The sequence below is a fragment of the Nonlabens sp. genome, from assembly GCF_039941875.1.
Lineage (GTDB): Bacteria > Bacteroidota > Bacteroidia > Flavobacteriales > Flavobacteriaceae > Nonlabens.
In genome coordinates this window covers 1-26,503 of record NZ_JBDVDQ010000007.1, presented here as the reverse complement: position 1 = coordinate 26,503, position 26,503 = coordinate 1, and the positions used below count along the sequence as shown (strand labels likewise).

Annotated in this window: 27 protein-coding genes; 15 read left to right on the top strand and 12 right to left on the bottom strand. The window is 34.9% G+C overall.

The window, feature by feature from the left end:
* Positions 1 to 30: 30 nt before the first annotated feature.
* The 3 genes from ABJF08_RS04830 to ABJF08_RS04820 are packed head-to-tail and all read right to left on the bottom strand — an operon-like array spanning position 31 to position 1,572.
* On the bottom strand, positions 31 to 561 hold the full coding sequence (locus tag ABJF08_RS04830) for a DUF4252 domain-containing protein (protein WP_348114936.1): 531 nt from the start codon (positions 559 to 561) through the stop codon (positions 31 to 33).
* A gap of 40 nt (positions 562 to 601) precedes the next feature.
* Complete coding sequence (locus tag ABJF08_RS04825; RefSeq protein ID WP_348114935.1) at positions 602 to 1,066, bottom strand: hypothetical protein; 465 nt, start codon at positions 1,064 to 1,066, stop codon at positions 602 to 604.
* Positions 1,063 to 1,572, bottom strand: a complete 510-nt coding sequence (locus ABJF08_RS04820; protein WP_104515855.1) for a sigma-70 family RNA polymerase sigma factor — start codon at positions 1,570 to 1,572, stop codon at positions 1,063 to 1,065. The genes ABJF08_RS04825 and ABJF08_RS04820 overlap by 4 nt, the downstream gene beginning before the upstream one ends.
* A 182-nt stretch (positions 1,573 to 1,754) precedes the next feature.
* On the opposite strand from ABJF08_RS04820, the gene ABJF08_RS04815 reads away from it, so the two are divergent.
* The 6 genes from ABJF08_RS04815 to ABJF08_RS04790 all read left to right on the top strand — a co-directional run bounded on the left by ABJF08_RS04815 (position 1,755) and on the right by ABJF08_RS04790 (position 9,630).
* Positions 1,755 to 3,188 (top strand): S41 family peptidase, encoded by a 1,434-nt coding sequence (locus tag ABJF08_RS04815; protein ID WP_348114934.1) that lies wholly within the window; start codon positions 1,755 to 1,757, stop codon positions 3,186 to 3,188.
* Positions 3,188 to 3,562: a VOC family protein gene (locus ABJF08_RS04810; protein WP_348114933.1), complete on the top strand. Its 375-nt coding sequence runs from the start codon at positions 3,188 to 3,190 to the stop codon at positions 3,560 to 3,562. Before ABJF08_RS04815 ends, ABJF08_RS04810 begins: the two co-directional genes overlap by 1 nt.
* A gap of 91 nt (positions 3,563 to 3,653) precedes the next feature.
* Positions 3,654 to 4,481, top strand: a complete 828-nt coding sequence (locus ABJF08_RS04805) for a hypothetical protein (RefSeq protein WP_348114932.1) — start codon at positions 3,654 to 3,656, stop codon at positions 4,479 to 4,481.
* Positions 4,482 to 4,520: 39 nt separating this feature from the next.
* A complete protein-coding gene (locus ABJF08_RS04800) occupies positions 4,521 to 5,777 on the top strand; it encodes a hypothetical protein (protein WP_348114931.1) in 1,257 nt (418 codons plus the stop codon).
* 68 nt (positions 5,778 to 5,845) lie between these two features.
* Complete coding sequence (locus tag ABJF08_RS04795; protein WP_348114930.1) at positions 5,846 to 6,415, top strand: hypothetical protein; 570 nt, start codon at positions 5,846 to 5,848, stop codon at positions 6,413 to 6,415.
* Between the two features lie 83 nt (positions 6,416 to 6,498).
* Positions 6,499 to 9,630: a hypothetical protein gene (locus ABJF08_RS04790; RefSeq protein ID WP_348114929.1), complete on the top strand. Its 3,132-nt coding sequence runs from the start codon at positions 6,499 to 6,501 to the stop codon at positions 9,628 to 9,630.
* A gap of 1,118 nt (positions 9,631 to 10,748) precedes the next feature.
* On the opposite strand, the gene ABJF08_RS04785 is transcribed toward ABJF08_RS04790, so the two are convergent.
* Together ABJF08_RS04785 and ABJF08_RS04780 are read right to left on the bottom strand one after the other, a co-directional pair.
* Positions 10,749 to 10,967 (bottom strand): VF530 family protein, encoded by a 219-nt coding sequence (locus ABJF08_RS04785; RefSeq protein ID WP_348115018.1) that lies wholly within the window; start codon positions 10,965 to 10,967, stop codon positions 10,749 to 10,751.
* Between the two features lie 732 nt (positions 10,968 to 11,699).
* Positions 11,700 to 12,230, bottom strand: a complete 531-nt coding sequence (locus ABJF08_RS04780) for a phosphoglycerate mutase family protein (RefSeq protein ID WP_348114928.1) — start codon at positions 12,228 to 12,230, stop codon at positions 11,700 to 11,702.
* A 120-nt stretch (positions 12,231 to 12,350) separates the two neighbouring features.
* Between ABJF08_RS04780 and ABJF08_RS04775 the strand changes: the two genes are divergently transcribed.
* The 6 genes from ABJF08_RS04775 (at position 12,351) to ABJF08_RS04750 (ending at position 16,880) form a co-directional block, all read left to right on the top strand.
* Positions 12,351 to 13,556 carry a bifunctional alpha/beta hydrolase/OsmC family protein gene (locus ABJF08_RS04775; protein ID WP_348114927.1) on the top strand — a complete coding sequence of 402 codons (1,206 nt, stop codon included), beginning with the start codon at positions 12,351 to 12,353 and terminating at the stop codon, positions 13,554 to 13,556.
* Positions 13,556 to 14,044, top strand: coding sequence for a YdeI/OmpD-associated family protein (locus ABJF08_RS04770; RefSeq protein WP_348114926.1), 489 nt, complete (start codon positions 13,556 to 13,558; stop codon positions 14,042 to 14,044). The genes ABJF08_RS04775 and ABJF08_RS04770 overlap by 1 nt, the downstream gene beginning before the upstream one ends.
* A 59-nt stretch (positions 14,045 to 14,103) precedes the next feature.
* Positions 14,104 to 14,922, top strand: a complete 819-nt coding sequence (locus tag ABJF08_RS04765) for a hypothetical protein (protein ID WP_348114925.1) — start codon at positions 14,104 to 14,106, stop codon at positions 14,920 to 14,922.
* A gap of 181 nt (positions 14,923 to 15,103) precedes the next feature.
* Complete coding sequence (locus ABJF08_RS04760) at positions 15,104 to 15,640, top strand: sigma-70 family RNA polymerase sigma factor (protein WP_348114924.1); 537 nt, start codon at positions 15,104 to 15,106, stop codon at positions 15,638 to 15,640.
* Positions 15,640 to 16,434: an anti-sigma factor gene (locus tag ABJF08_RS04755; RefSeq protein WP_348114923.1), complete on the top strand. Its 795-nt coding sequence runs from the start codon at positions 15,640 to 15,642 to the stop codon at positions 16,432 to 16,434. Before ABJF08_RS04760 ends, ABJF08_RS04755 begins: the two co-directional genes overlap by 1 nt.
* A 260-nt stretch (positions 16,435 to 16,694) precedes the next feature.
* Positions 16,695 to 16,880, top strand: a complete 186-nt coding sequence (locus ABJF08_RS04750) for a hypothetical protein (protein ID WP_348114922.1) — start codon at positions 16,695 to 16,697, stop codon at positions 16,878 to 16,880.
* Between the two features lie 140 nt (positions 16,881 to 17,020).
* Here ABJF08_RS04750 and ABJF08_RS04745 read toward each other — a convergent pair whose 3' ends face one another.
* The 6 genes from ABJF08_RS04745 to ABJF08_RS04720 all read right to left on the bottom strand — a co-directional run bounded on the left by ABJF08_RS04745 (position 17,021) and on the right by ABJF08_RS04720 (position 22,349).
* Complete coding sequence (locus ABJF08_RS04745; protein ID WP_348114921.1) at positions 17,021 to 18,349, bottom strand: hypothetical protein; 1,329 nt, start codon at positions 18,347 to 18,349, stop codon at positions 17,021 to 17,023.
* A gap of 70 nt (positions 18,350 to 18,419) precedes the next feature.
* Complete coding sequence (locus tag ABJF08_RS04740) at positions 18,420 to 19,004, bottom strand: DUF4331 family protein (protein WP_348114920.1); 585 nt, start codon at positions 19,002 to 19,004, stop codon at positions 18,420 to 18,422.
* 39 nt (positions 19,005 to 19,043) lie between these two features.
* Complete coding sequence (locus ABJF08_RS04735) at positions 19,044 to 19,760, bottom strand: DUF4331 family protein (RefSeq protein ID WP_348114919.1); 717 nt, start codon at positions 19,758 to 19,760, stop codon at positions 19,044 to 19,046.
* A gap of 117 nt (positions 19,761 to 19,877) precedes the next feature.
* Positions 19,878 to 20,660 carry a LytTR family DNA-binding domain-containing protein gene (locus tag ABJF08_RS04730; protein WP_348114918.1) on the bottom strand — a complete coding sequence of 261 codons (783 nt, stop codon included), beginning with the start codon at positions 20,658 to 20,660 and terminating at the stop codon, positions 19,878 to 19,880.
* A 60-nt stretch (positions 20,661 to 20,720) separates the two neighbouring features.
* Positions 20,721 to 21,011, bottom strand: coding sequence for a 2TM domain-containing protein (locus ABJF08_RS04725; protein ID WP_348114917.1), 291 nt, complete (start codon positions 21,009 to 21,011; stop codon positions 20,721 to 20,723).
* A 3-nt stretch (positions 21,012 to 21,014) separates the two neighbouring features.
* Positions 21,015 to 22,349, bottom strand: a complete 1,335-nt coding sequence (locus ABJF08_RS04720; protein WP_348114916.1) for a histidine kinase — start codon at positions 22,347 to 22,349, stop codon at positions 21,015 to 21,017.
* Positions 22,350 to 22,634: 285 nt separating this feature from the next.
* Between ABJF08_RS04720 and ABJF08_RS04715 the strand changes: the two genes are divergently transcribed.
* The gene (locus ABJF08_RS04715; RefSeq protein ID WP_348114915.1) at positions 22,635 to 23,426 is read left to right on the top strand and encodes a M90 family metallopeptidase; all 792 of its coding nucleotides are present in this window, start codon (positions 22,635 to 22,637) and stop codon (positions 23,424 to 23,426) included.
* A 79-nt stretch (positions 23,427 to 23,505) separates the two neighbouring features.
* Positions 23,506 to 24,279 (top strand): S1/P1 nuclease, encoded by a 774-nt coding sequence (locus tag ABJF08_RS04710; RefSeq protein ID WP_348114913.1) that lies wholly within the window; start codon positions 23,506 to 23,508, stop codon positions 24,277 to 24,279.
* Positions 24,280 to 24,345: 66 nt separating this feature from the next.
* Here ABJF08_RS04710 and ABJF08_RS04705 read toward each other — a convergent pair whose 3' ends face one another.
* Complete coding sequence (locus ABJF08_RS04705; protein ID WP_348114912.1) at positions 24,346 to 25,176, bottom strand: tyrosine-type recombinase/integrase; 831 nt, start codon at positions 25,174 to 25,176, stop codon at positions 24,346 to 24,348.
* Between the two features lie 531 nt (positions 25,177 to 25,707).
* Here ABJF08_RS04705 and ABJF08_RS04700 point away from each other — a divergent pair.
* Positions 25,708 to 26,112, top strand: a complete 405-nt coding sequence (locus ABJF08_RS04700; RefSeq protein WP_348114911.1) for a hypothetical protein — start codon at positions 25,708 to 25,710, stop codon at positions 26,110 to 26,112.
* Positions 26,113 to 26,503: the final 391 nt, after the last annotated feature.

The following is a 26,503-nucleotide window of genomic DNA, read 5'->3' as shown; positions in this document are numbered from 1 at the left end:
GGGTTAGTTATAGGTTTTTAAAAGACGCTACTATTCTTTGGTAGCGTCTTCTATTTGTTTCTGTCCAGGTACGTTAATCATTTTTGTAATCTTAGAGATTTGTGCAAGATCGATATCTCCTGTAATTTTCATTACAAGAGCCTCTGGATTACCTGCATTCATAGTCTCGTCTATTACCATTACAAGTACTTTTACTTTCTTAGAGCTAGAGCCTTTCTTAACGTGAAAAGAGAACAGTTGATCATCTTCTTTAACGCTCATTAATTTTACAAGTCCATTACTAGAAATGTAAGAATTAGCAATGGATATCATTTTTGTAGCACTGTCTGCATTAGAAGTAGAATAGAAACGAGCGTCTTTTAAACTATCTAGAAGACCTTTACCAGCTTTTATACCGTCATCTTCTATGTCCATGTCTATTTCGGCTAGGAGTTCAAAGGCATCTTTAGTAACTACTGTTTCAGATATATTTTTAAGATTACCCATTTTTTCAAAGGCATCTTGAGCAAATAATGGTGTTGTCATTACTGCAAGTACTAGGGTTAAGATTAATTTTTTCATGTTGACTTTTATTAAATTGTGATTGAGATTTCTATTATTATTATTTAAGATTAAAAACTGAAGTCGTTTTATTATCCAGTGTATTTATAGGTGCCATATTATTGCGCCCTTTATTAAATTTTGCACTTACTAGTTCTAACATATTTAATGCTGCTTCTCTAGCTTCTTCTGGTGTTTCATAAGTCCCCAAGTCAGGTTGCGGTTGTGACTGGTTGTTATAATAGCCGGTTCCTACTGTCATCAGTAAAGCAAATCCTGCTGCTATAGCGAGTCCTTTCCACGTCTTTTTCTGGAATTTATTATCTTGAGATTGTTTTTCTTTCACTTTTGCAAAAGCATCAAAATCTCCTTCTTCCATTACTTGTTCTAACTCAAAAGTGTTGAACACACTGCGGTACACTTCATGCTCTGGAGATACGTTCTCAGAACTGAAATAGGTTCTAAGTTTTTGCTCTTCTACCAGTGTAGTCTCGCCGTTCCAGTATTTTTCTAATAAATCGTTCATGCGATTTCTGTTTTGTATTGTTCTTCTATTCTTTCCTTAAGCATTTTTCTTGCTCTGCTCAGCCCTACTCTTACCGCTGTAGCCTTCATGTCCATAATTTTTTCTATCGCTTCAAAATCATATCGCTGTATATCTCTTAACTGGATAATCATTTTATACTGTTCTGGTAGTTCATTAATCACTTTTTGTACCAGTTTTACTTTTCCTATTCTTTCTAGTTCTTCTTCTACGTTGCGTTCTTCATTATCATAGTTAGTATGTACTATTTTTAAATGACTAGCTTGTTTACTTTTTAATCGGTCTAGAGAATAATTCTTTACCATTTGCATGGCATAGGCTTCTTTATTCTTAACCTCTTCTAGTTTAAAACGCTTTTCCCAGAGTCGCACCATGACTTCTTGCACCGCGTCTGCCGCCTCTTCATGTGAGGTAAGTAGACGTTTAGAAAGAAAGTACATTTTTTGCTGTACGTCCCTAAAGGTATTTACAAATGTTTTCTGGTTCATTGGGTTGGTTATACTCTCATGACGAGACTGCTTTTTAATTGTTACAAGGTTATGGTATTTTTTTTTCAGCTTCTTATAAAATAGAAAACCTTATTATCTGCTCTGATAATATAAGCTATCATTATATTGACACTATTTTGTGACGCCTTTTCCCTATTTTTGATTCAAATAAAGCATAGAACATGAAGAAGTCTATTAAATACACATTACTCGCTCTAGTGGCATTCACTACACTATCAAGCTGTTTCAAAGATAATGATGACGTGTTTGCAGGTAAAAGTGAGGTGAACAATTTTATATATAGAGGTATGAATGCTTTTTACCTTTATAAAGCAGACGTAGACGTACTTGCTGATGATCGTTTTGCAAATCAAGGAGAATTAGAAGCTTTTCACGATCAGTTTGATTCTCCTGAAGCATTTTTTGAATCCCTAGTTTTTGATAGACCTAGAACAGATCGTTTTAGTGTCATCTTTAGTGACTACGTTGCTTTAGAAAACATCTTATCTGGTAACACGCTTAACAACGGTATGGAATTTGGCCTGGTAGGAGAAACAGGTAGCGCCACAGATGTATATGGTTATGTGAGATATGTGCACCCTAATACCAGTGCTGCAACAGAAAATGTACAGCGTGGTATGATCTTTAACTCTATTAACGGTATACGTTTAAGCAGAACTAATGCAGCTACCTTATTAGCTCAAGACACTTATACGATAGGCCTTGCTTCTTTAAGTGCTGGAGTAACGACTTCTAATGGTAATGAAATCACCTTAACTAAAGCCGTTATTCAAGAAAACCCTATTCTCGTAAGTCAGGTTATCGATCAAGGAACTCAAAAAGTAGGTTATTTAATGTATAACAGTTTCTTGTCTCAATTTGACGAAGAGCTTAATGGTGTTTTTGCAGACTTTAGAGCGCAAGGTGTGACGCATCTAGTTCTTGATTTAAGATACAATGGTGGTGGCTCTGTTAATAGCGCTATTATACTAGGTAGTTTAATATCAGGTAATCCAGTAACAGACGTCTACTCTACCGAAGAATGGAACCCAGATGTACAAGCACAATTACAAGCTAGTAATCCAGACCAATTGATCAATCTATTTAGAAATCAAACTGGTGCTGGTTCTACACTCAACACATTAAACCTAAGTCAGGTTCATATTATTACTACTGGTAATAGTGCTAGTGCAAGTGAACTGGTTATTAACTCCTTAGATCCTTATATAAATGTGGTTCAAGTAGGTGATGATACAGCTGGTAAATTTCAGGCAAGTACTACTTTATACGATAGTGCAAACTTTGCAAGATCTGGTGCAAACCCTGCACACAGATATGCGATGCAACCGTTAATTCTTAAAAGTTTAAACTCTGTAGGAAACACAGATTACTTTGACGGTCTTGCGCCAGATATCGCTCAAGAAGAAGATTTTGAAAATTTAGGAATTTTAGGAGATGTGAATGAGCCGCTTCTAGCCCGTTGCCTAGATGACATTATGTTAAACGGTCGTGCTTCTAGACAGTCCTTCCCTACTACCACTTATGAAGAGATAATGGGTAGTAATGAATTAAAACCATTTGGTAACGTGATGTGGAAAGAAATTTCAAATAATTAATGAATCTCAATCAAATCACCATACCTGTTCTAGACATCCCTAAATCCATTGCGTTTTATGAATCGCTAGGCTTAAACCTGATAGTTCATACCCATGACTCCTACGCTAGGTTAGAACTACCTCATGGAGATGCTACACTTAGTCTTTCTAAGGTAAATCAACTGCCACAAGGCGATGGTATTAAAATCTTTTTTGAATGTGATGACCTAGATAAAAAGGTTACTTATTTGAAAACACAAGGTGTAGTGTTTAAAAATGATCCTATAGATCAATCCTGGTTGTGGAGAGAAGCGCACTTGTACGATCCAGATGGCAATTATTTGGTTTTGTATCGCGCAGGTGAGAATAGAAAAAATCCGCCGTGGAGGAAATAATCTTTCCTATATTTAAATTAAATTAATGAATTGTGTCTTCCCGCTTTCGCGAAAGCGGAATACCAACACATATTATTCTAAATTTAAGTTCATGAAATATTTTCTAAGCCTTAGTTTTTTATTTATTAGTCTTTCTGTTTGCTCCCAAAATTTGCAAGAAAAAGCAGATGCTATTTTAAAAGAAGCAAAGGAGTTACTGGTAATGGAGCAAGCATCTTGGCACGCTACAGATCATTTTCTCGCTACTTATCCCGATAAGAAAAACTTAATTAGAGGCTATTTTTCTTATGTAAATAAAGATAATGACCTTGTCTCTATATTCTATGGAGAAGATAAGAACACAATTCTCGCGAGATATTTATTTAAAGGTATTCCTTCTCCAGAACGTCTTTTTGTCGATACAGAAAATTTACAAATAACCGACCTAGAAGCTGATCTCTTAGAAATGAGAAAAACGGCATTTGAGGATATGGTAAATAATAAAAAAGGATTCTATTCTTTCTATGAAAAGGTAAATCCTAATTTAATACCTATCATATTTGAAGGAAAGAAAAAAGTATATGTGATTTCTGGTAGCAATGAATCTAAGATGTTGATAGGTAATGACTATGAAATTACATTCAATAAGAAAAATAAAATTAAGGATCGTAAAAAATTACACAAAAGCATTCTTACCTTTAATTATACTGAAAATGAGAACGTAGAATCTTCTTTTCACTCTCACATAGTGTCAGATTTTATAGATGTAACTGATGTGTGCACACTATTACTTTATAAAGACTATACTGGTATAAATAAACATATCGTAGTGAGTAAAAAATATGTATCTATTCTAGACCTAGAAAAAGAAACTTTATTAATTCTAACTAAAAAAGCATGGGAGAAAATAATGGATCATCAAGAAAAGGCTAAGAAGTAAAATTTCTTTTAATTTTAAAATTTCAATTCTATCATAGTCATGAAAAAAATAGTATTTCTCACCATAGTATTTCTAACAGCAATAGCAACTAGCCAAAATTTGTATCTTAATCAAAATGGTGTTGAAATTACTAAAAACGAGTTCAGGAAATTAAAAAGAAAAGGAAGAGATAGTTTGATGGCTATCTCTTCCTACGATCGAGAGATTAATGAATTGTTTCTTAAAAGAAAACCTGTAAATATCTTAAATGCCAAAGATGAAATCGTATCAATAAATCAAATCACTGGTAATAATTTTGATACAGAAACACCGTTACTCGTTTTATATTATCCATCTATAGAAGAAGCAACTTTAGTACGAGATGAAATATTGTTTTCAAAACACTGGTACACCTCTCAAAACTCCATAATCTTTAAAAGCATTAAAAAAAATCTAGGTAATACACTTATCGTGTCTGCACCTAACGGTAACGGAATTGAACTACCAGGAATTTATAACGACGATTTACTTTTTTTTCAACTCACTTATTTTAATTCTAACATTGCGACACCATCCTTTTTATGGATTTCAGAAGAAAACACTTTTACGGAGCCTATAGATTTCATCCAGAATTATACGGTTATCAATACCAAAAAGTATTTAAGAGTTAACACAGATAATAGCCCAGACAGTTTAGTTACAGTAGATAAAAACTTAAAGAAAATAGATTTATCTACGTTTTCAAAACCTATAAGTAGAATCGAATATGTAAATCTTAATGAAGGCCAACTATTTAAAGTCATTCATGAAGATCAAAGAGAATCAAAAATAGATACCGTATTAAGAAATACTTATGCTCAATACTTCACTGAATTAACTGGGCAAACCATTAAACGAAATGATACGATAATTTTAGATTTTCATTTGTATACTAATGATTACGAAGACTTTTATAATGAAAACCAAAGCCGTGAACAATTACAAGATAAGGTAGATAAGTATGACTCTATAAAATTAGTATGGATGGCACAGGCCGGTTCTCTTTATACACCTGAAGGCTGTGTATACGATACTAAAGACGCCATAAGAAAAGGAATTCCCACTGTCACATCTGGTATGAATGGGGTGGATCTTATAATATATCCAGATGGGAAGCTGCTTACCTTAGAAAAGGAGTATTCTGGCATTTTAAACTTAAGACGACTTAGAAATAGTAATGAGGGTTTTCTTCGTAAGAATTCAAAAAGAAAACCTATCACCTTATTACTATCTAAGGAAGAAATCAAACCTCCTAAGATTTTTGATCCTTCAAAATAATTTTATAGTAATTCCGCTTTCGCGAAAGCGAGATTACATATAGATTCACAAACTATAAAACTGATTAATTGAGCAATACACAACTACTTTTTTCAGGAATAGGATTAATAAGCATTTTACTGCTATACTATTCGATTAAAGTTTTTATCAAAGCTTTTAGATGCAAGCAAATTGCAGAGTTTGCACTAGATACTCAAACCCATGATATTCTTTTTAACACAGCAGGGTTTTATAAAATATCCTTTATAGGATGCAAACATATTAAAATAGGCAGCGCTACTATAAGTTTGTTTCATCCTCAAACTAATGAATCTATACCGCTTAAAGTAAGTTTCCCTAACATAGTCACTAGATCTAATGGTGTTTATGGTGTTGAGTATTGGAGCTTTAAAATTAATCGACCAGGTACCTACACCTTAAAAATGGAACATATAACAGATGTCAAGTCTTATCAATCACAATTATTAATTAAGAATTTATTCAGTAAACCTACGGATAGTCAGTTTCTTAAAATACGAATCAAAGAAGGTCTTACTATTTTAGAAAGAATAAGTTCTATACTAGGATTAGTTTTGGGAGTTAATGGTCTAGCATGGGGAATAATGATTGGAATATTTAATTTATTTGATAAGGTATAGGTTTTGATAATCTTAACAATCTCATAAATTCTTCAAGGTTCCATATTTAGGTTTTACCTTTAAGCTCTCAACAAAAAAACAATATGAAACGTATTTTACTGCTCGCATTGTGCTTACTATCCATTCAAGCATTTGCCCAGAAACTAGATTTAGATCTAGTAAAAAACCTAGAACCGAGAAACATAGGCCCAGGAGGTATGTCGGGACGTGTAACCTCTATAGATGTGGTTCATGAAAATCCAGAAAACATCTTTGCAGGAACTGCCAGTGGTGGATTATGGAATTCTCAAAATGGCGGTATAACATGGAAACCTATTTTTGAAAATGAAGCTACTGCATCTGTAGGTGCAGTTGCCGTACAACAGTCTAACCCTAGTGTTATATGGGTAGGAACTGGAGAAGGTAACCCACGTAATTCATTAAACGGTGGTGCTGGTATTTATAAATCTCTAGATGGCGGTCACAGCTGGACATTAATGGGACTTGAAAAAACACGTAATATTCATCGTGTAATAATAGATCCTACAAATCCTGATGTCGTTTATGCAGCAGCTATAGGTTCTCCATGGGGCGTGCATCCAGAACGTGGTGTTTTTAAAACTACAGATGGTGGTAAAACATGGAAAAAAGTATTGTACACAAATGATAAATCTGGTGCTGCAGACCTTGTTATGGATCCTACTAATCCTAATAAACTGATTGCTGCTATGTGGGAACACAAGCGCGATCCATGGTTTTTTAAATCTGGTGGTGAAGGTTCTGGAATGTACATCACTCATGATGGTGGTGAAAACTGGAAAAAAATAACTAGTGAAGAAGGTCTTCCTAAAGGTGAGTTAGGTAGAATAGGTATTGCCATTGCTCCTAGCGATCCTAGTGTAGTATACGCTCTAGTAGAAGCAAAGAAAAATGCACTATACAAATCTACCGATGGTGGTTTCAATTGGAAAATGATCAACAATAAAAGCGACATAGGTAACCGTCCCTTTTACTATTCTGAAATTTATGTAGATTCTCAAAATGAGAACCGCTTGTATTCTGTATTCACTTATATCAACGTTTCAGAAGATGGAGGTAAAAACTTTACTCAATTAATGCCAGCATATGGTGTTGATAATGGCGTGCATCCAGATCACCACGCGTGGTACATTCACCCTAAGAATGGTAAATTTATGATAGATGGTAATGATGGTGGTTTAAACATTACTCGCGATCGTGGAAAAACATGGCGTTTTATAGGTAACCTACCTGTTGCACAATTCTATCACATTAATGTAGATATGGAAACTCCTTATAATGTATACGGCGGTATGCAAGATAATGGTAGCTGGCGCGGTCCTGCTTACTCCTGGAGAGCACAATCTATAAGAAACAGTTACTGGCAAGAGATCAGTTTTGGAGATGGTTTTGATGTCGTTCCAGATCCTGATAACAGCCGTTATGGTTATTCTATGAGCCAGCAAGGATCTGTACAGCGTTATGACTGGCAAACTGGTAATAATTATAGTGTAAAACCTACTCATCCAGACACTAGTGTTAAGTTGCGTTTCAACTGGAACAGTGCTATTAACATCGATCCATTTGATAATTCTACCCTGTATTTTGGTAGTCAGTTTGTACATAAGTCTACAGATAAAGGACTTACATGGAAGGTAATATCTCCAGACCTAACCACTAACGACCCTGAGAAACAAAAACAATCAGAATCTGGTGGTTTAACTATGGATGCAACAGGTGCAGAAAATCACACTACCATTCTTGTTATAGAACCGAGTGCAGTAGAAAAAGATGTCTTATATGCTGCCTCTGACGATGGTCTTGTTCACATTACTAAAAACGGTGGCGATAGTTGGGATAACATAACTAGTGGTTTACGAGGTCTTCCTAAAGGCAGCTGGATTACACAGATTAAAGCCTCTCAAACTAAAAAAGGCCATGCCCTACTCGTTGCTAATGATTACCGCAGGTTTAACTTTGAGCCTTATGCCTACCGCACCACTAACTATGGTAAAAGCTGGACTCGCATTGTAGATAAAGATGACGTGATTAGTTATGCACTTTGTATTATCGAGCATCCAGAAGAGAACAACCTACTCTTTTTAGGTACTGACGACGGTCTTTATGTAAGTATAGATGCTGGTGATAATTGGACTAAGTATACTAACGGTTTTCCTACTGTTTCTGTAAAAGATCTAGTAATTCACCCACGTGAGGACGATTTAATCATAGGTACCTTCGGTAGAGCTGCATGGGTTCTAGATAATCTTGCTCCTTTTATCGCTTTCGCGAAAGCGAGACCAACACAACCTATCGCATTATACGAGCCTCCTACGGCATACTTTGCGCGTTACCAGCAACCTACAGGTAGTAGATTTGGCGCAGATGCTATGTTTCGTGGAGAGAACAGAAGCCGACCTATCGGGCAGTTTAAATACTTCTTTGATAAAGATTTAAAAGCAAAGTCTGACACCACAAAAACAGATTCTTTATTCCTTAAAATCTATAAAGGAGAAGAGTTAATTAGAACATTAAATCGTAAAGTTCCTAAAGAAAAAGGAATCCATAACTGGTCCTGGAGACTGGACGAGAAAGGTGCAAAATCTCCATCTCGCCGCGTAAGTGAATCAAAAAGAGAACCTAGCGGTAACAGTGTTTTACCTGGTACCTATAAAGCCGTATTGCATTATGGAGGTATAACTAGCGAGACCATGATCGAGGTAAAAGAAGATCCACGTATTGATGAATTTACATTAGCTAATCGTAAAGAAATGCGAGCAGCACAAGATCAATTACAAGAATTGATGAGTGATATAGAGATAGTAACTAGTCAGCTTTCTAAAAATAAAAAAACAGCAGATAGCTTTAAAAAACTTTTAAAATCTCAAGATAAAAAAGCTTTTAAAGAACAAATAAAAACTACCGATTCTATAGTGAAACAAATAGAAAAACTACAGAATAAATACTTCGGTACTCCTGACAAGAGACAGGGAATCACTCGCAATCCAGAGGTTACTGTCTTAAATCGTGTAAGAAGTGCATCTGGCTATATAAGAAGCCGTCAGGGAGCACAAACCGCGACAGAGAAGCAACTGTACAATCAAGCAGAAACTCTTGCTAAAGAAGTGAATACAGAAGCTCAAAACTTTTTAAATACTGAGTGGAAAGCATATGTAACAGAAATGAAACTCGTTACTGTAGATATGTTTGAGGAGTAATCTTTGAGTTCCTGAGAAAATTTATATTTTTAAAATAGGCAGAATAATTTCTGCCTATTTTTTTATGCTGTATTTAAAAGCATTCATTATATATTTTAGATTGATAAAATTATTCAAAATCAACATGCCAAGTATTTGTCTTGGCATGTTTGATTAAATAGATAAAGCTAGATACTAATTTCTTTACAAATATCGAGAGTTGATTTAGACGATGCCAACACTAATAGTTGGCAAATCAAATCTTACTAGATCAACAAGATTGAAATAATACAACAGGATTCTTAATGTATTTTAGAATGATAAAATTATTCAAAATCAACATGCCAAGTATTTGTCTTGGCATGTTTGATTAAAATCGATAAAGCTAGATATTAATTTCATTACAAATATCGAGAGTTGATTTAGATGATGCCAACACAAATACTTGGCATGTCAAATCCTAAAATGTCTTTGAACTATTCAACTAATAAATTACTCACAGACTCAAAAACTAAAAGATGAACTGCCTAATCTACAAACGTGCGCAAATACATGTCTTCTACTTTTTTTCTTACCTTATATTTGATTAAAATAGATAAAGCTAAATACTAATTTCATTACATAAATCGAGAATTGATTTAGACGATGCCAACACTAATAGTTGGCAAATCAAATCTTACTAGATCAACAAGGTTGAAATAATACAACAGGATTCTTCATGTATTTTAGAATGACAAAATTATTCAAAATCAACATGCCAAGTATTTGTCTTGGCATGTTTGATTAAAATCGATAAAGCTAGATATTAATTTCATTACATAAATCGAGAATTGATTTAGACGATGCCAACACTAATAGTTGATATGTCAAATCTTACTAGATCGACAAGATTGAAATAATACAACAGGATTCATTATGTATTATTAGAATGATAAAATTATTCAAAATCAACATGCCAAGTATTTGTCTTGGCATGTTTGATTAAAATCGATAAACCTAGATACTAATTTCATTACATATATCGAGAGTTGATTTAGACGATGCCAACGCAAATAGTTGGCATGTCAAATCCTTAGATATTTTTTGAACTTTCAACTGAGTAAATTACTGACAGACACTAAAATTAAAAGACGAACCACCTAATCTACAAAAGTGCGCAAATACATGTCTTCTACTTTTTTCCTTGCCCAGTCTGTTTTACGTAAAAACTTAAGGCTAGATTTTATTCCTGGATTGGTGTTAAAAGAGTTGATTCTTATACGGTCTCCTAACTCGTCCCAACCGTAGTGATCTACTAGTTTTTCTAGCATATAAGCTAGTTTAATACCATGTAAAGGATTATTAGCTTGCTTTTTAATCTCTTTTTCTTTGATTTCTACTACGATTATTTCTTCTTCAGAGATTTCTTCAGAGATTTCTTTAGGTACTTCAAAAAGGTCTACTTGTGTCGTATTTCCTTTTAAGAAAGACTTACTTATGGCTACGTGATTCTTTAAGTTTTCAAAATCGGCAGTAAGGACAGCCATTTTTTGAGTATCCATAAAACTGTTCATTTCATTAATTGTATGCTCACTAGGTAAAAATGGTTCTACAAAAGACATATTAAAATCTCCTGCATAACATATAGCTCCTTGTATGCGTTCTAGATCATCTTTTTGTTCTACAAAGTCAGATTCAAAAAGATCTTTTTGAGCACCGATTATAGTACCATAAACATTCAGATTACCTAGAGGTGTTTCTAGCATTTGACACACACTAGAATATTCATCATAGGTTTTTACTTTATTCTTAAAAGGTAGTTTAGTAAATACCGCTACTCGATTCTCACCTGGTTTATAATCAATACCGTCATGTCTTAGCGGCATCTCAGTAGTATAAATTCTCTTATAAGAATCTCCTAAATGAAATTTAAGCCTTGTATTAGTAAGTATTACTATGTCTGCATCATGCTCAAGAATAAGTTCTTTGCGTGTTGCATTTGATTGATGTTCTAAATCACCATCATGTCGATTTACATTCCAACTTAATATTTTCATAGGGTATAAAAAAGGTACTTGATACTGTTAAGGGTAAAGGTTTAATACGTGTACTTATTCCATGAAATCCATGGACTCTTTGGTAGCATTTGAATTGCCATCCTTATCGACACGCACAATGAAGAAATGATTATAATCTGATTCTTCCAGTTCATCATAAATACTGTCTTTTTGCAAAGCGTTAGCATAAGCATTTATCGTATTACTATGACCGTATAAAGCAACCGTTTTACCTCTATAGGTTTCTAATAATGAAACTCCATCTTCTTTTCTAACATCGTAAATTTCTACTGGTAGTTTCTTAGATTTAGCCAGAGGTGTTGCGGTCTCTCTTGTCCTTTTAAAGTTTGACGATATTACGTGATCTACATCTTTTAAAAAGAAATAATTTACCCACTGACTTGCTCTATTTTCTCCAGCTTCAGTAAGCTCTGGATCACTACCTTGATCTGTAGCTTTTTCTGCATGACGTATAAAGTAAAACGTAGTAAGCTCGTCTTTTTGTTGTTCTTCTGGTGTTTTATCCGACGTGGTATTCATACAAGACACCAATGTTAAAACTAGTAAAAGATATAGATTTTTCATAATAAATAGATAAGCTGTAAAAGTATAGAATCTAAAAAGAATGACTGTAACTATTACAATAATTAGTTAATGCAATATTGCTGTGATAAAAAGGTATTATTTTTATAGAAAATCAGGATCATGAACTTTGAAAAGATAAATTTTAAAAACGCACAAGGATATGAATTAAGTGGTAGGTTAGAATTACCTGCAAATCGCCATCCTCATAATTATGCTGTTTTTGCACATTGTTTTACTTGCAGTAAAAACTTCAGCGCTACTAAGAATATTTCTAGAGCATTAACCACTGCCGGTTATGGTGTTTTACGTTTTGACTTCACAGGTTTAGGAGATTCTGACGGTGATTTTGCGGACACTAATTTTTCTGGAAATGTGGACGATCTTCTTGCTGCGATAGACTTCCTAGAGACTAACTATAAAGCTCCTTCTCTATTAATAGGTCATAGTTTAGGTGGTGCTGCTGTTATATTCGCTTCCGCGAAAGCGAACTCCATAAAAGCTGTAGCAACTATAGGCGCACCTAGTGATACTAAACATGTGAGTCATCTTTTTGGGGATCAAATTAATGCCATTACAGAAAATGGAGAAGCTACCGTACAATTGAGCGGTAGACCTTTTAAAATTAAAGAACAATTTTTAAAGGATATCAACGAGCAACATGTGACCAATACATTAAAAGCGTTGAGAAAACCTATTCTTATTGCACATTCTCCACAAGATGATACGGTAGGTATAAAACATGCCGAAAAATTGTACCATGCTGCCGTACATCCTAAAAGTTTTATAAGTCTAGATGGTGCAGACCATTTATTAATGAATAAAACTGATTCTAAATATATAGGTGAAGTGATCGCAAAATGGGCTTCTAGATATATAGAAGAGCCTAAAGAAGAGGTACTAAACTCTAAGGATAACGTTGCCGCTAGCCTTAATCATGAAGACATTTTTACTACTCAAATGAAAGCTGGTAATCATTACTTTACCGCAGACGAGCCAGAAAGTGTAGGTGGTAACAACTTCGGCCCAACTCCTTTTGACTTACTTTCTAGTGGTCTAGCCGCTTGCACAGTTATGACTATACAAATGTATGCCCGTCGCAAAGAATGGAAAGTAGATAACGTACAATGCCATGTGAATTATGACAAACAATTTCCTGTAAACGGTAATCTAGATGGTGTAGAAATAGACACATTTACAAGAGAAATTAAAATTACCGGCGATCTAGACGAGAAAAAGTTGAAACGAATTTTACAAATAGCAGATAAATGCCCGGTGCATAAAACGCTGCATTCAGAAACGCAAGTGGTTACTAAATTGATGAGTTAATGGTATTTGAATATGGCACCTATCTTAATACAGAAGGTTTCATGGGTGCGCTGCCTATACCTGAAGATATTGCAGGACAGCTAGCTCTGGATAAAATTAAACGTGTGGTGGCACAAATAAGTAGTGGTGAGAACCAACTTACTTTATATGCAGGTGTAGTTAAAAAACACGGCTCTGTATACCTCATGTTTTCAAAAGCAAACCAGAAAAAACTAGCTGTTACTCATGGAGATGCTTTAAATGTGATCATGCAGGAAGATACGAGCAAATATCAAGCTCCTATGACAGAAGAGCTAGAAGCCGTTCTATTAAGTGATTATGAAGCTTATGAGATTTTTGAAAGTCTTTTACCTGGTAAACAACGCAATATTATTTTTATGATTTACAACGCAAATGGATCTCAAAAAAAAGTAGATCTAGCATTAAATGTCATGGAAAATTTAAAAATAGGAAATCACAATCCTATGAAATTTGAGAAACTCTTATGAAAAAACTATTTATAACTTCTTACTTTTAAATAAACTAAGTAATCTAAAATAACCAAGTTATGAAAAAAATTGCAATAGGAATTATCGCCCTTACTTTAACACTAGGTGTTACATCTTGTAAAGAAAATAAAGAAACAGACACATTAACTGATGAAACTAGTACCGAGATAGAAACTACTAATGAGGTAGAAACTAGTATCCAATTAGAAAAATTAGAAAATTCACCAGCATATTCTGATGCTATACTTAAGTTAAATGAGCCACAAAATACGGACAATTTAACAAGTGGTGATGTTGATTTTGACTTTCAAGTTGAGAATTATAATTTAAGTGAAATAACCAATAGTAGTAATACTGAAAAACTTGCCAATTCTGATAAAGGACAGCATATCCATTTTATACTTAACAACGAGCCATACTCGGCTCATTATGATTCTAGTTTTACTAAAGAAATTCCTGATGGTGTACACCATTTAGTAGCTTTTTTAAGTAGATCATATCATGAATCAGTTAAAAATGATAATTCGGTAGTAGTTAGAAAGCTTACCGTAGGAAAAGATGCAGTTGATGAGCAAGGGCTACAAATGGAAGAACCTACTCTTATATATAGCAGACCTAAAGGAACTTATACTGGTAAAGATGCAAAAAATATTTTATTAGACTTTTTTGTTTTAAATACCGAATTGTCTGAAAGCGGTTCTAAAGTTAAAGCAACTATAAATGGTAAGGAGTTTATGATAAATGAGTGGTCTCCTTATGTATTAACAGGTTTACCTATGGGAGAAGTAACTATAGAGTTAGAACTTATAGATGCTGACGGTAATTACATAGAAGGACCTTTTAACAAAGTTTCTAGAACGATAACACTTTCAGAATAAAGCTGTTCACTTAAAGAATTATAAATCCCTTATTCTATGAATTTATAAGCCTTAAGTGACTGTTTGAAAAAATCAAAAAGCTTGTGGTGTCAATAAATACTAACACCTCATTAAACTTTAACGCCTGACTATTCTTATAGTCAGGCTTTTTTTTGCATCTTTATCCACTAATCATTAATTAATGAGCGCACAACCAGATTTACTTATTGCCAGAATGAAAAGCGGTGATCAAACAGCATTTACACGTGTTTATGATCGATATCAAGAGGCTTTACATGGAGTTATTTACAATATAGTTAAAGATAGAGACGTATCTGAAGAGATATTACAAGATGTTTTTATCAAAATTTGGAAAAATTCTGATTCTTACGATGTTAAACAAGGTAGGTTTTTTACTTGGGCTTTAAATATATCTCGCAATGCTTCCATAGATTATTTAAGATCTAAGAGGCATAAGGATGGTTTAAAAAACCTAAGCACAGATAATTTCGTAGATATATTAGAGACCAGTGATGATCTAGATACAGCGACTAATGCTATTTATTTGAAAAAATGGGTAGAAAAATTAGAGCCTATGTGTATTAAAATCATTGATGTAATATTCTTTAAAGGATTTACATTTCAAGATGGTGCAAAAGAATTAGAAATGCCTTCTGGAACCTTGAAAACCAGACATAGAAAATGTATGATGGCATTAAGAAACATGATATTAAACTAATGGATACTCAAGAATTAATAAATAGCGGCGATTTAGAACTCTACGTTTGTGGAGTATTGGACTTAGAACGTTCCATTGAGATCACACAACAAATAAAGGATAACATACCTCTTCAACTTGAAGTGCAACAAATTGAAGAAACCTATATAAAACTTGCCAAAGGCCTCGCTCCTACTACTAACGAGGTCGCACTATTTGATAAATTACAAGCCATTATTGGAGAGCATAAAAATGATGCTACCACTACTGGTTCTTCCTGGAGCAATTACATGGGATGGGCTGCTGCAGTGGCACTTCTTATAGGTAGTGGTTATTTATACATGAATAATGCAAATCTACAAGAAACTAATACTACTTTAGAAAATCAGGTAGTTACTATAGAGCAAGAAAAAGATTTCTTATCTACAGAAATGGAGCAAACTAAAGAGATAAGTAACGACTATCAAGAAGCGCTTGCTTTTATAAAAGATAAAAATACACGTAGAGTAGATCTAGCTGGACAAAAAGGATTTGAAAACACCTATGCAACGGCATTTCATAACGCTGTAGAAAACGTTACCTATATAGATGTTGCAGGCTTACCACCGGCTCCAGAAGGTAAATCTTATCAATTATGGTCATTAACCTTAAATCCATTAACTCCTACTAGTCTAGGTGTGGTAGAAAACAGCAACGATTTAATAAGAATAGAAAATGCAAACGCGACAGAGGCTTTTGGTATCACACTAGAAGAATATGGCGGTGCAGCAGGACCTAACTTAGAACAACTTTATACCCTAGGAGTTATTAATTAATAACAAACTTCTTTTAAAATATGAAATGCGCAACCAGTCGGTTGCGCATTTTTTTTGCTCTATACTTAGCTTCGAAAATATGTCTCTATGATAGCACACCTTATTTAATCACCGTAAAGCAAAAGTATTAAGTATCTTAAATACAGATGCTGAATTTAATACTTATTGGAATACATAATCCATAAGTAAATCTAACGCTTGGTTAATGGACATCCATTGATTGCAGAACCATCTACTCCATTTAATAATTGCGTTACGTTTTGAATAGAAACCAAAGAAATTTAATTGTCCTATTTAATTATGCTGGTCTCGCTTTCGCGAAAGCGGACTCTACAATAACTTTACTCACATATAAATCAAATAATTATAAACCTACTACTCCACTACATCATAAAAGCGATATACTTACATCCATGATTATTTCTTGGAAGAAAGCTATCAAATAGCCCACAAAAAAAGGTGCCTGACTCTTTCCAGAACCAGGCACCAAAACTAACCAACCAAAAAAAAACTGTAATTCTGCTAAAACAAATTGTTTTTCTTTATACTTAACATTTATATATACGTAGATATCAACAACTTGGTTTTAAATTTTTGAAATTAATTCAAAATAATGTTTCGTAGTAACTGGACCTAATTCATAAGCCGCACCAGATAAATCACTCGTATAGGTTAACGCTTCTTTATTCTTACCATTATCCATTAAAATCTCTAAAGAATGTAGCTGTGCAACAGGTTCAAAGGTTTTATCGATCACGTACATCTCTTGATTTTTGAGCGCGTGTTCCTTATTTCCATTTTTAAGCATGGCATAGCTTAGTAGACTTTGAGTCTCTGGTGTAGATCTATTTTTAATCTCATTAGACGCTATAACCAGCGCTTCTTTCTTCTGTGATGCGTCACCACTTAACAATTGTTCGATTTTATAAGTGTTGTACATCGCTCCATAAGCAGGGTTTGCCACTTCTGTAAGAAATGCGTTCTTTAATTTTGCTACACTATCTGCATCGTTTTGATATTCTTTTATTTCGGCGATGGCTAGATCATAATCTGGTAGTGGATGGCGTTCTTTAATTTTATTTAAAATGCGCAGGGCTTCTTCAGGATTTTTTTCATGAGAATAAACGATCCACGCGATACCTTTTAAAGCATAAGTATTACTTGGATCTTGTTTTAAGGTCTTTAAATAATGGTCATAAGAATTTTGAATCTGCCCATCATGTCCATAATAGTCTGCTATGTTAGAATTACTCCACAATTGTAAAGCAGGACTACCACTTTTATCAGCAAGATCTTTGGCAGTTTCCATAAGTCTAATCGTGGCGCTCAAGTCTCCTTTATGATCGTTCCATTTTGCCGCTCTTATCAAGTAATTATAATCGTTACTACTCGTTAAAGAATCGAGCATTTTTCTAGCACGAGTATAATCGCCTAGTTCCATCGCAATATCAAAATAAACCATCTGACTCTCTGCAGATAATTTTCCTGTCGCAAAGGACTTCATTAAACTATCTGCTTTTTTAAAGCGGTGTTGTTTAATATAAGATTGTGCAAGAGCTCTTTTAGAACTAGCAGGATTTACATACATATTTGCTACTACAGCCTCACGCATTTCTACGGCTCTGTTTAAATCTTTTACGTTTGCTTTAAGATCGTACAGCTCGTTTAATTTTGAGGCTAGTCTACCTAAATCTAGTACACCAGTACCATTTACAGCTACTAGAGATTCTAAACTGTCTATGTCTGCACGCAATGCAGCGATATAGTTAGAATCATCCAGATCTAGATAAGAATCGTAGTCTGCTGTAGAGGTGACAACACTAGGTGCTGTCGTGGAAGAGGAAGAGATAGTTGCTGTCTCATTTTTACAAGAAGTAACTACTAGAAGTATTAAAAAGGTATAAAGTAATTTCATAAGTATAGGTATTAAAAATGCCGATTTTCTTCTGACAGAAAATCGGCATTCTATCAATAGAATCAATTAATTAAAACTGAGCTGCTGTTAAATATGGGAATGTACTTGTACTAACGCCACCTTCTAGTGCTACATTATCAGACACAAGGTTAGGAGTACCGTTATTACCATCAAAACGTGCTCCAGTATTACCACCAAAAAGTACGATTAAAGATACATCTATCACGTCATCTTCTAAAGTACGGCCCGTTAAGAAACTGCTCGTATCTGTAAAATAAGAAGTAGGAGCCTCTGGAGATACTTGAAGAACATCTAGAGAAAGCACCGCAGTAGTTTGCGCCTGGTCTAATCCTAGAATGTTGTTTTCAAATGATGCACCATACGCATCATAATACGCCTGTAATCTATCGTTAAATGGTCCAGAAAAAGCAGCGATTTGCCCTGCTGGAGTAGTGATGTTAAAACTGTTCTCGTCTGCATCTGTTGCAGATAGTACCGTGTTAATACCAGGTCTACCCATTTGATCTTGAGTAGTAAAAGTACCTGAGAAGTCTGTTGTTGCGATCTCTCCACCAGTCACGTCGTCATCATTATCACAACTTACTGTAATAGTAGCCATCACTGCTACTGCCATTATATATTTGAATATTTTCATTGTATTGTCTTTTAAATTTAAACTTTGCTTGTACTTCTACTAGTTTCTTCTTTTAGTTTCTACCCATACGTTGTAAGAGTTAGGTAAACCATAAACTGGCGCGCCTAATCCTGCACGGAACTGGTCTGCAAGGTGTGTAGGTGCCGTACCTAAAAGAGCATTAGGAACTTCTAATACGATAGCATTTACGTTTGCACTTGTAAAAGCGTTAGTACCTGTTGTACCAAAACCTTCTGCCGGTGCTGTACCTATTACAGTATTAAACTGTTGGAAATCAAAGAAAAATGCATCCTGACGTTGTCCTGCATATGCACGTACACCACCAGTTAATGTTTCTCCTGTAGAACCTATAGCAACACTACCTATAGCTTCATTTACATCGATAGAACTACTTATAGTAGTAGAACTAGGCGCATAAGGACCAAAAAAGTACATGCGGTCGCCCTGTCTCAATGCCTGTATTACTAGGTCTTCACTTACACCTACAGATGCTGGAAAAGCACCAGGTACGTCTGCACCAGTGTTATCGATATTGATCTCGATCATCACGTTTTCATCAAAATTTGATGCTGCGCTTGCTGCTGGTAAGGTTACTATAAATGTGGTAGAGTTAGCATCTTCTCCTTCAAAAGCATAAAAATCTGCGATGTCTGATGGTTGCATAGCAACGTTAGGAGCATCAAGGTGGTCAGCCGCGATTAATGTACCAGCGATAGCTACGATCGCAAGAGTGGACCAAAGGGCAATTTTTTTCATCTTAAAATGGTTTTATTAATTTATACCATTACATACGATAGAAAGAAAGGTGCGGTTTTAACCAGAGTGTTAAAACCTTGCCAATGCCCTGATAAATAATATGTTTGAACGTTTAAACTATCGTTCTAACCAGCTTTTAAAATCCTTAACACGCTCTCTACTAACTATTAAGTCCATTTCTTTAAAAGAATTTATTTTAATTTGTATTCTAGAATTAGTATAAGAAATCATGTCATCTATGGCGTTTATATTTACTATAGCCTGTCTAGAGACTCTATAAAACTGCTCTGGGTCCAGTTCTTCCACTAGAGATTCTAACTTTGAGTCTATTAAATAGTTGCGCCCATTTTCTAGATGCAGGTAGGTGCCTTTATTTTCAGAATAGAACAGTTTCACATCGTCGGTATGAAACAGTTTTAGGTGCTCGCCTACCTTTGCTGTGTATCGTTTTTTATAGTTGCGCTCTATAGGGTTGCCTAGTAATTTTGCGATGTCCTCAAAATTGATAGTCGCAGCTTTATTGTTGTTGTTCTCGCTTTCGCGAAAGCGTAACCTAAATTGATCTACTGCCTTTTCTAACTCTTCTTGATCGATAGGTTTTAATAGATAGTCGATGCTATTTAATTTAAAAGCCTGCAAGGCATACTCATCATAAGCCGTAGTAAAAATAATCGCACTATGAATGTCTACCTGGTCAAAAATTTCAAAAGAGAGTCCATCACTTAACTGTATGTCTAGAAATATAAGATCTGGCGCCTCATTATTGAGCAGGTATTCTACAGACTCCTGTACAGAGTGTAGCATAACCTCTGGCTCTACTCCTATTTCTACGAGCATGCGGTGTAGACGTCGTGCTGCTGGTTTTTCATCTTCTATTATTATGGCTTTAAATGTATTCATGTGATGGAAGGTAAATGGTGCGTTAATGGCTGGTTAGGTATAATAGGGTGAGCAATGGTATTATGAGCGTTCCTTATCCATAAATTCTTGAATCTTGCGTTCTTCCCAACTTTTACTCGTAAACGGATTACTACCGAAGGTGCCTATCGCGTGCCCTATCACACCTATACCCCAACCACCTAGCGGAAATAAAAACCATGCTGGATTCCAACCATTCTGGTAATAATTTAAACCTGCGATACCTATATTAACAATAATGTAGACCGTTAAATGACTGTAAAATGCTTTTATCTCTTCTACTCGAGCCTTTGCTCTGGTATATCTCTCTTGGTAGGTTTCTTCTTTTTTCATCTCTTAAAAGTTTTTATCGTTCATTAAACTATTGATCTTTTCTTCTTCCCACTTTTTACCTAAAATTAAACTCTTATCATAGGTGCGCTGGTACTGAAAAAACAATCCTATACTCATACCTATAGCAGGAAATATAACCCAAGGAAAACCACCTGTAAACGCATTAACTACAGCTAGAAAAGCGATTATTAAAATCATCTTGAGCGCGCTATCATAAAGGTCTTTTATGGCAGCGACTTTCGTTTTTGCCTCGACTAGTTTTTTATCTTCTAAATTTTCCGTTGTTAATGCTAGAGTCTTCATATGTATGGTTTCTTGTGTGAGGATAGGCAGGCTGACTATAAAAGAAGAACTGGTCTCTTCTATGGTCATTTTATGATCTGTGAGCAGTCCATATCTACTCGCTATATTTTGCAGTCCTACACCGGTGCTCTTTTTAATCACTTGCTTTTTTTGCAAGTTATTTTCTATTACCAGCAAGTTATCCTTTTCGTAAATCTTAAGGTGCAGCGGTTTACTATCGCTTACTATATTGTGTTTTACAGCATTTTCTATAAGCAGTTGCAGTGATAGTGGCACGACCATAGCGTCTGTACTCGATCCATGATCTGGAATATCTATCGTGATACTATCTTCAAATCTAGTTTTGAGCAACCCTACATAAGTACGGGCAAATGCCAGCTCTTCTTCTACAGAGACCAGTTCTTTATTGCGTTGTTCTAACACATACCTATATACCTTGGATAAAGAGGTCGTAAACTTTGTAGCCGCTTTAGGGTTTTCTTCTATTAGAGAAACCAGTACATTTAAACTATTGAATAAAAAATGTGGATCTAGCTGATTCTTTAACGCGTCAAATTGTGCTGTGGCACTTCTTGCGATTATCTTTTGCTCATTTACCTTTTGTGCTTGCGACAGTTTATAAAAATATATCGCGTGATAAATAAGCGTCATTACCAGCGTTATAATCATACCGAATAGGTACCAACTAAGCCTTTGCTTTTCTAAGAAATAATCCCAACTAGCACCATAAATAAACATATAGGTAATACCGTTGAGCAACACCAGTAATAAGAACGTAAGTAGTACAGAACCTATAGCACCGTACACGACACGTTTTACAATATTTTCTTGCCATGAAAACTTTTTGGTCATCACCTCAAACCACCACTGGTTACCGATACTTAAAACCGTAGCAAACAAAAAGTTAATACCAAAACCCTCTAACTCTCTTTCCCAGGTTAAAAAATTACCACGCATGTAGGCATTAATAAGGTTAAGCCCTATGGAGATAAGGATACTCGCTATTATAAATTTTATGAACCTTTTAAAAGTCATGAATCTGTTTTAGAATTCTAAAAGTAATTTATTCCCTTAGAACACCACAAAAATGAGAACAGAAAACAAAAAGCCAAAACCAAAATAACCCAATTGTTATTATCAGCCACCCAACTGTTATCCACACATTACTTAGTGTCATTTATAAAACCGTAAGCCGATAGCTACCGCCACACATTTTATGAAACTATATATAAAAGTGTATAAGTAGCCGCTTTCTTTGATCTATTTAAGTTTACTTTACACCTCGATTACCATATTACATTACTAACCATAATTACCTACATGCTTTACCTTATCATACCTTTAATAGCCGCAGTTGTACTGTATTTTTTAGTCTTTAAAGAATCAACACCGCAAAGAAAAAAGGACCATCCATCATGGCACGCTGCACTAGAAAAGCATGTTTCTTTTTATGAGCAACTTAATGCACAAGATCAAAAAATATTTAGACAGCGCATGGTAGCTTTTCTAGAAGAAACCTATGTAGACGCCGTAGGTTTTGAGATAGAAGAACTCGATAAAATTCTAGTCGCAGCCAGTGCTGTTATACCGGTATTTAAATTTAAAGAATGGAGTTATAACAACCTTACAGGCGTTATAATCTATCCAGATAATTTTAATGAAGACCTAGGTTATGGAGACGACCATCCAGACCGCATGATAGGTGGGCTGGTAGGTACAGGCCGTTTTGAAAAACAAATGATACTCTCTAGAACAGCCCTGCACCACGGTTTTAAAAACGATACCGATAAACACAACACAGGCATCCATGAATTTGTCCACCTAGTAGATAAAATAGATGGAGAGACTAACGGTATACCAGAGGCATTTCTAGATAAATCTTATATACTGCCGTGGATCAACCTCATGCACAAAGAAATGGACGCCATAGACCGCGATGAGTCTGACATAAGATCTTATGGGGCAACTAACCAGGCAGAGTTCTTTGCCGTTACTGCAGAGTACTTCTTTTCTAGACCCAAATTAATGAAAAGAAAACACCCAGAATTATATAAAATGCTGGACTTGTGTTTTAACCCACAAAAAAGAAAAAACCTAAAAATTAAAACTTAAAAGACCTTTAATTTTAACGCCCACATAACCTTAAAACTAGACCTGCTAGTTACCTTTGTCCCCATTAAAAAAAAGAAAAATGCGTCATTTATTATTTATTCTAGTAGTTCTATGTACCACCGCACCTGCACTGGCAGACGACTGGGGAAAAACAGGCCACCGTACCACAGGCGCTATCGCACAACAGTACCTTAATAAAAAAGCTAGAAAAGCGATTTCAAAATTACTAGATGGAGAGTCTCTAGCACTGGTTTCTACCTATGCAGACGATATAAAGAGCGATACCCTTTATAGAAAATACGGTCCACAACACTATGTAAACATACCCTTTGAGGCAGACTATGACAGTCATGAAAAAAGTGAACGTGGTGATATTATAAAAGCCATAGACACCTGTATCGCAACGCTCAAATCAAAAACGGCTAGTAGAGAAGAAAAAGCATTTCAACTGCGCATGCTCGTACATTTTATAGGCGACCTGCACCAGCCGCTACACACCGGTATAAGTGAAGATAAAGGTGGTAACGATTTTCAGGTACGCTGGTTTAGAGATGGGTCTAACCTGCACCGCGTTTGGGATTCTCAAATGATAGAAAGCTACGGCATGTCTTATACAGAACTGGCTACTAACATGCCACAATTAACTAAAAAAGAACGCAAAATTATGGGCAGCGGTACCCATAGAGAGTGGCTAGAAGACAGCCGCATGCTGGTAAAAGACATCTATGCACATACAGAAGTAGGAGAAAAACTAAGCTACCGTTACATGTACGCCTATTTTAATAAATTACGTGGACAGTTACAAAAAGGAGGTGTGCGTCTAGCCGCTCTTTTAAATGAAGTACTGGGATAAATGAAAAAAGTTGGATAGGGTTTCCGCTTTCGCGAAAGCGGAACCTAAACAACACCTATTCTAAGATTAAAGTAAATCCAGAGGACTAGGTATATTCTCTAGCGTTACCTGCGTCACGTGCGTGTAAATAAGCGTGGTCTTAATGTCATTGTGACCTAGCAACTCCTTAATAATTCTCACATCAGTACCAGCATCCATAAGATGCGTGGCATAGGCATGCCTTAAACCATGCAAAGTAACTGGTTTCTTGATACCAGCGCCAGATTTTGCCTTATTAAATACCGCACGCAAACTCGCTGGACTATACACACCACCAGTAGTACCCTCAAAAAGATATTCCTTAGGCTTATAGACTTTTATATAAGTGCGCAAATACACCTTTAAAGAATTAGGAAAAGGCACCACGCGGTCCTTATTTCCCTTTGCATTTCTTATAAAAATCTGATTGCGCTCACCATCCATATCCATTAATTTAAGATGTAAAAGCTCGCCACTCCTTAAACCTAGTGCATAAATAGTAGTGAGCATGGCCACATGTTTTTTGTTACTCAGTGCTTTGAGTATAGCCCTAACCTCACTCTTTGATAAAATAACTGGTAACGATCGTTGTGCTGGTAGTGCTGCAAGATTAGTAAAATCTACCTCTCTTCTATACATCTCTTTAAAATATAACCGTATAGCACTAGACAGCTGTTTTTGAGAACTAGCCGCGTACTTATTATTGCGCACCGTATCCATAAAATAATTAAGAATTTGAGTGTCGCTCAAATCATTAAGATCGGTATGAACACCTATCTTTTTATGAAACGGTATTAATAAACCTATATAGGTTTGTATAGTGTTATTGCTATATCTTTTAATGGTTAACAATTGTTCAAATTCTAAAAAAGTTCTCATATACACCTAAAACAGCAATATACCACAAAGTCATAAAAGTTCTTATATACACCTAAAACCGCAATACATAGAATTTCACAAAAAAGTTCTTATATACACCCCATATGGTAGGGTTAGTTAATGGTTTTTTAGTAAATTGCTTATATATAACAGTTGTGGTGCATTTGAGAAAAATCCCGAAACACACCAAATTACTATTACAGAATAAAATTTATGGATAGAAAAAAGATAATTTACTTAATAATATCCGTGAGTTTTATATGCTTGATTTTCGCTGTAAAAGTGAACATAAATACTTATCAAGATTATATGCAATCGACTGGAAAAACTAGAGCGTTATTTGGGTTATCTGAACTGAAATTTAGTTACATATATTATTTGGGAATTTTATCTTTGATTGGATTTATAATATCAGCCAACTACTTGAGAAAAAAAGAGAATCGAATATTAGTTTCAATTGCAATGTTAATTTCAATTCTAGCAACAATTATTTCATTTTTTAGAATTTGGAGAATTTTTATTTAAAAAAATATGAAAAAACTACTGACTTTTATTCTAATTGGGTTTAGTTTTTATTCTTTCAGCCAAGAATCGGATTCTAATAGAGAAAAATTTAGGAATATCGGCAATCTGATTTTTAGTGAGGATGCTGATTGTAATAAAGCTGTCGAATTTGCCGAATCTGATATTAAAAATGGACAACCGATTTTATTACTTGCTGGAGGAATTGCACCTGTGCATATCCTGACTGATATTGATTTTGAGAAAAAATTTAATGTTTCGTTTTATGACTATGGTTGTGTTCAACCTTCAGAAATCTGTATGGAAAAATATAATTGGAAAATATTCGACTATCTAACTGAAAAATATGGCAGAAAATGGCAAAAAGAAATTAGAGATGATGCAGTCGGATTTAAAAAATGGAAACAAAAATAAAAACGCACCACAACACCGTGTATAATTAATTGCTAGGTTCTTCTCTACTTGCGAATATTCCTGCGGAATATTCACAGGTTCGTTAAAGTTTGCTAACTTAGTTGCTTAACCACGCAACTAACCATACACAAACACGTTCAGGCCAATTACCTGCGGCCGTAGTTCTACGCTATAAAATTTTAATTTGTTCCTAATGCGAACTAAAATTACTCTACTCCATAGCCATGAAAACTATAAAGCTATCAAAAGACTAAACAAATTAACAATTTTAAGACTCCCAAACTACTAATTGGCCTGAACAGCCAAAGGTGTGAAATGCTTTGAGTCTAATAGTTTTGTACATCACAAGCAATGCTGCCACAAATAACTGGCACGAACTATGGTTTAAAGC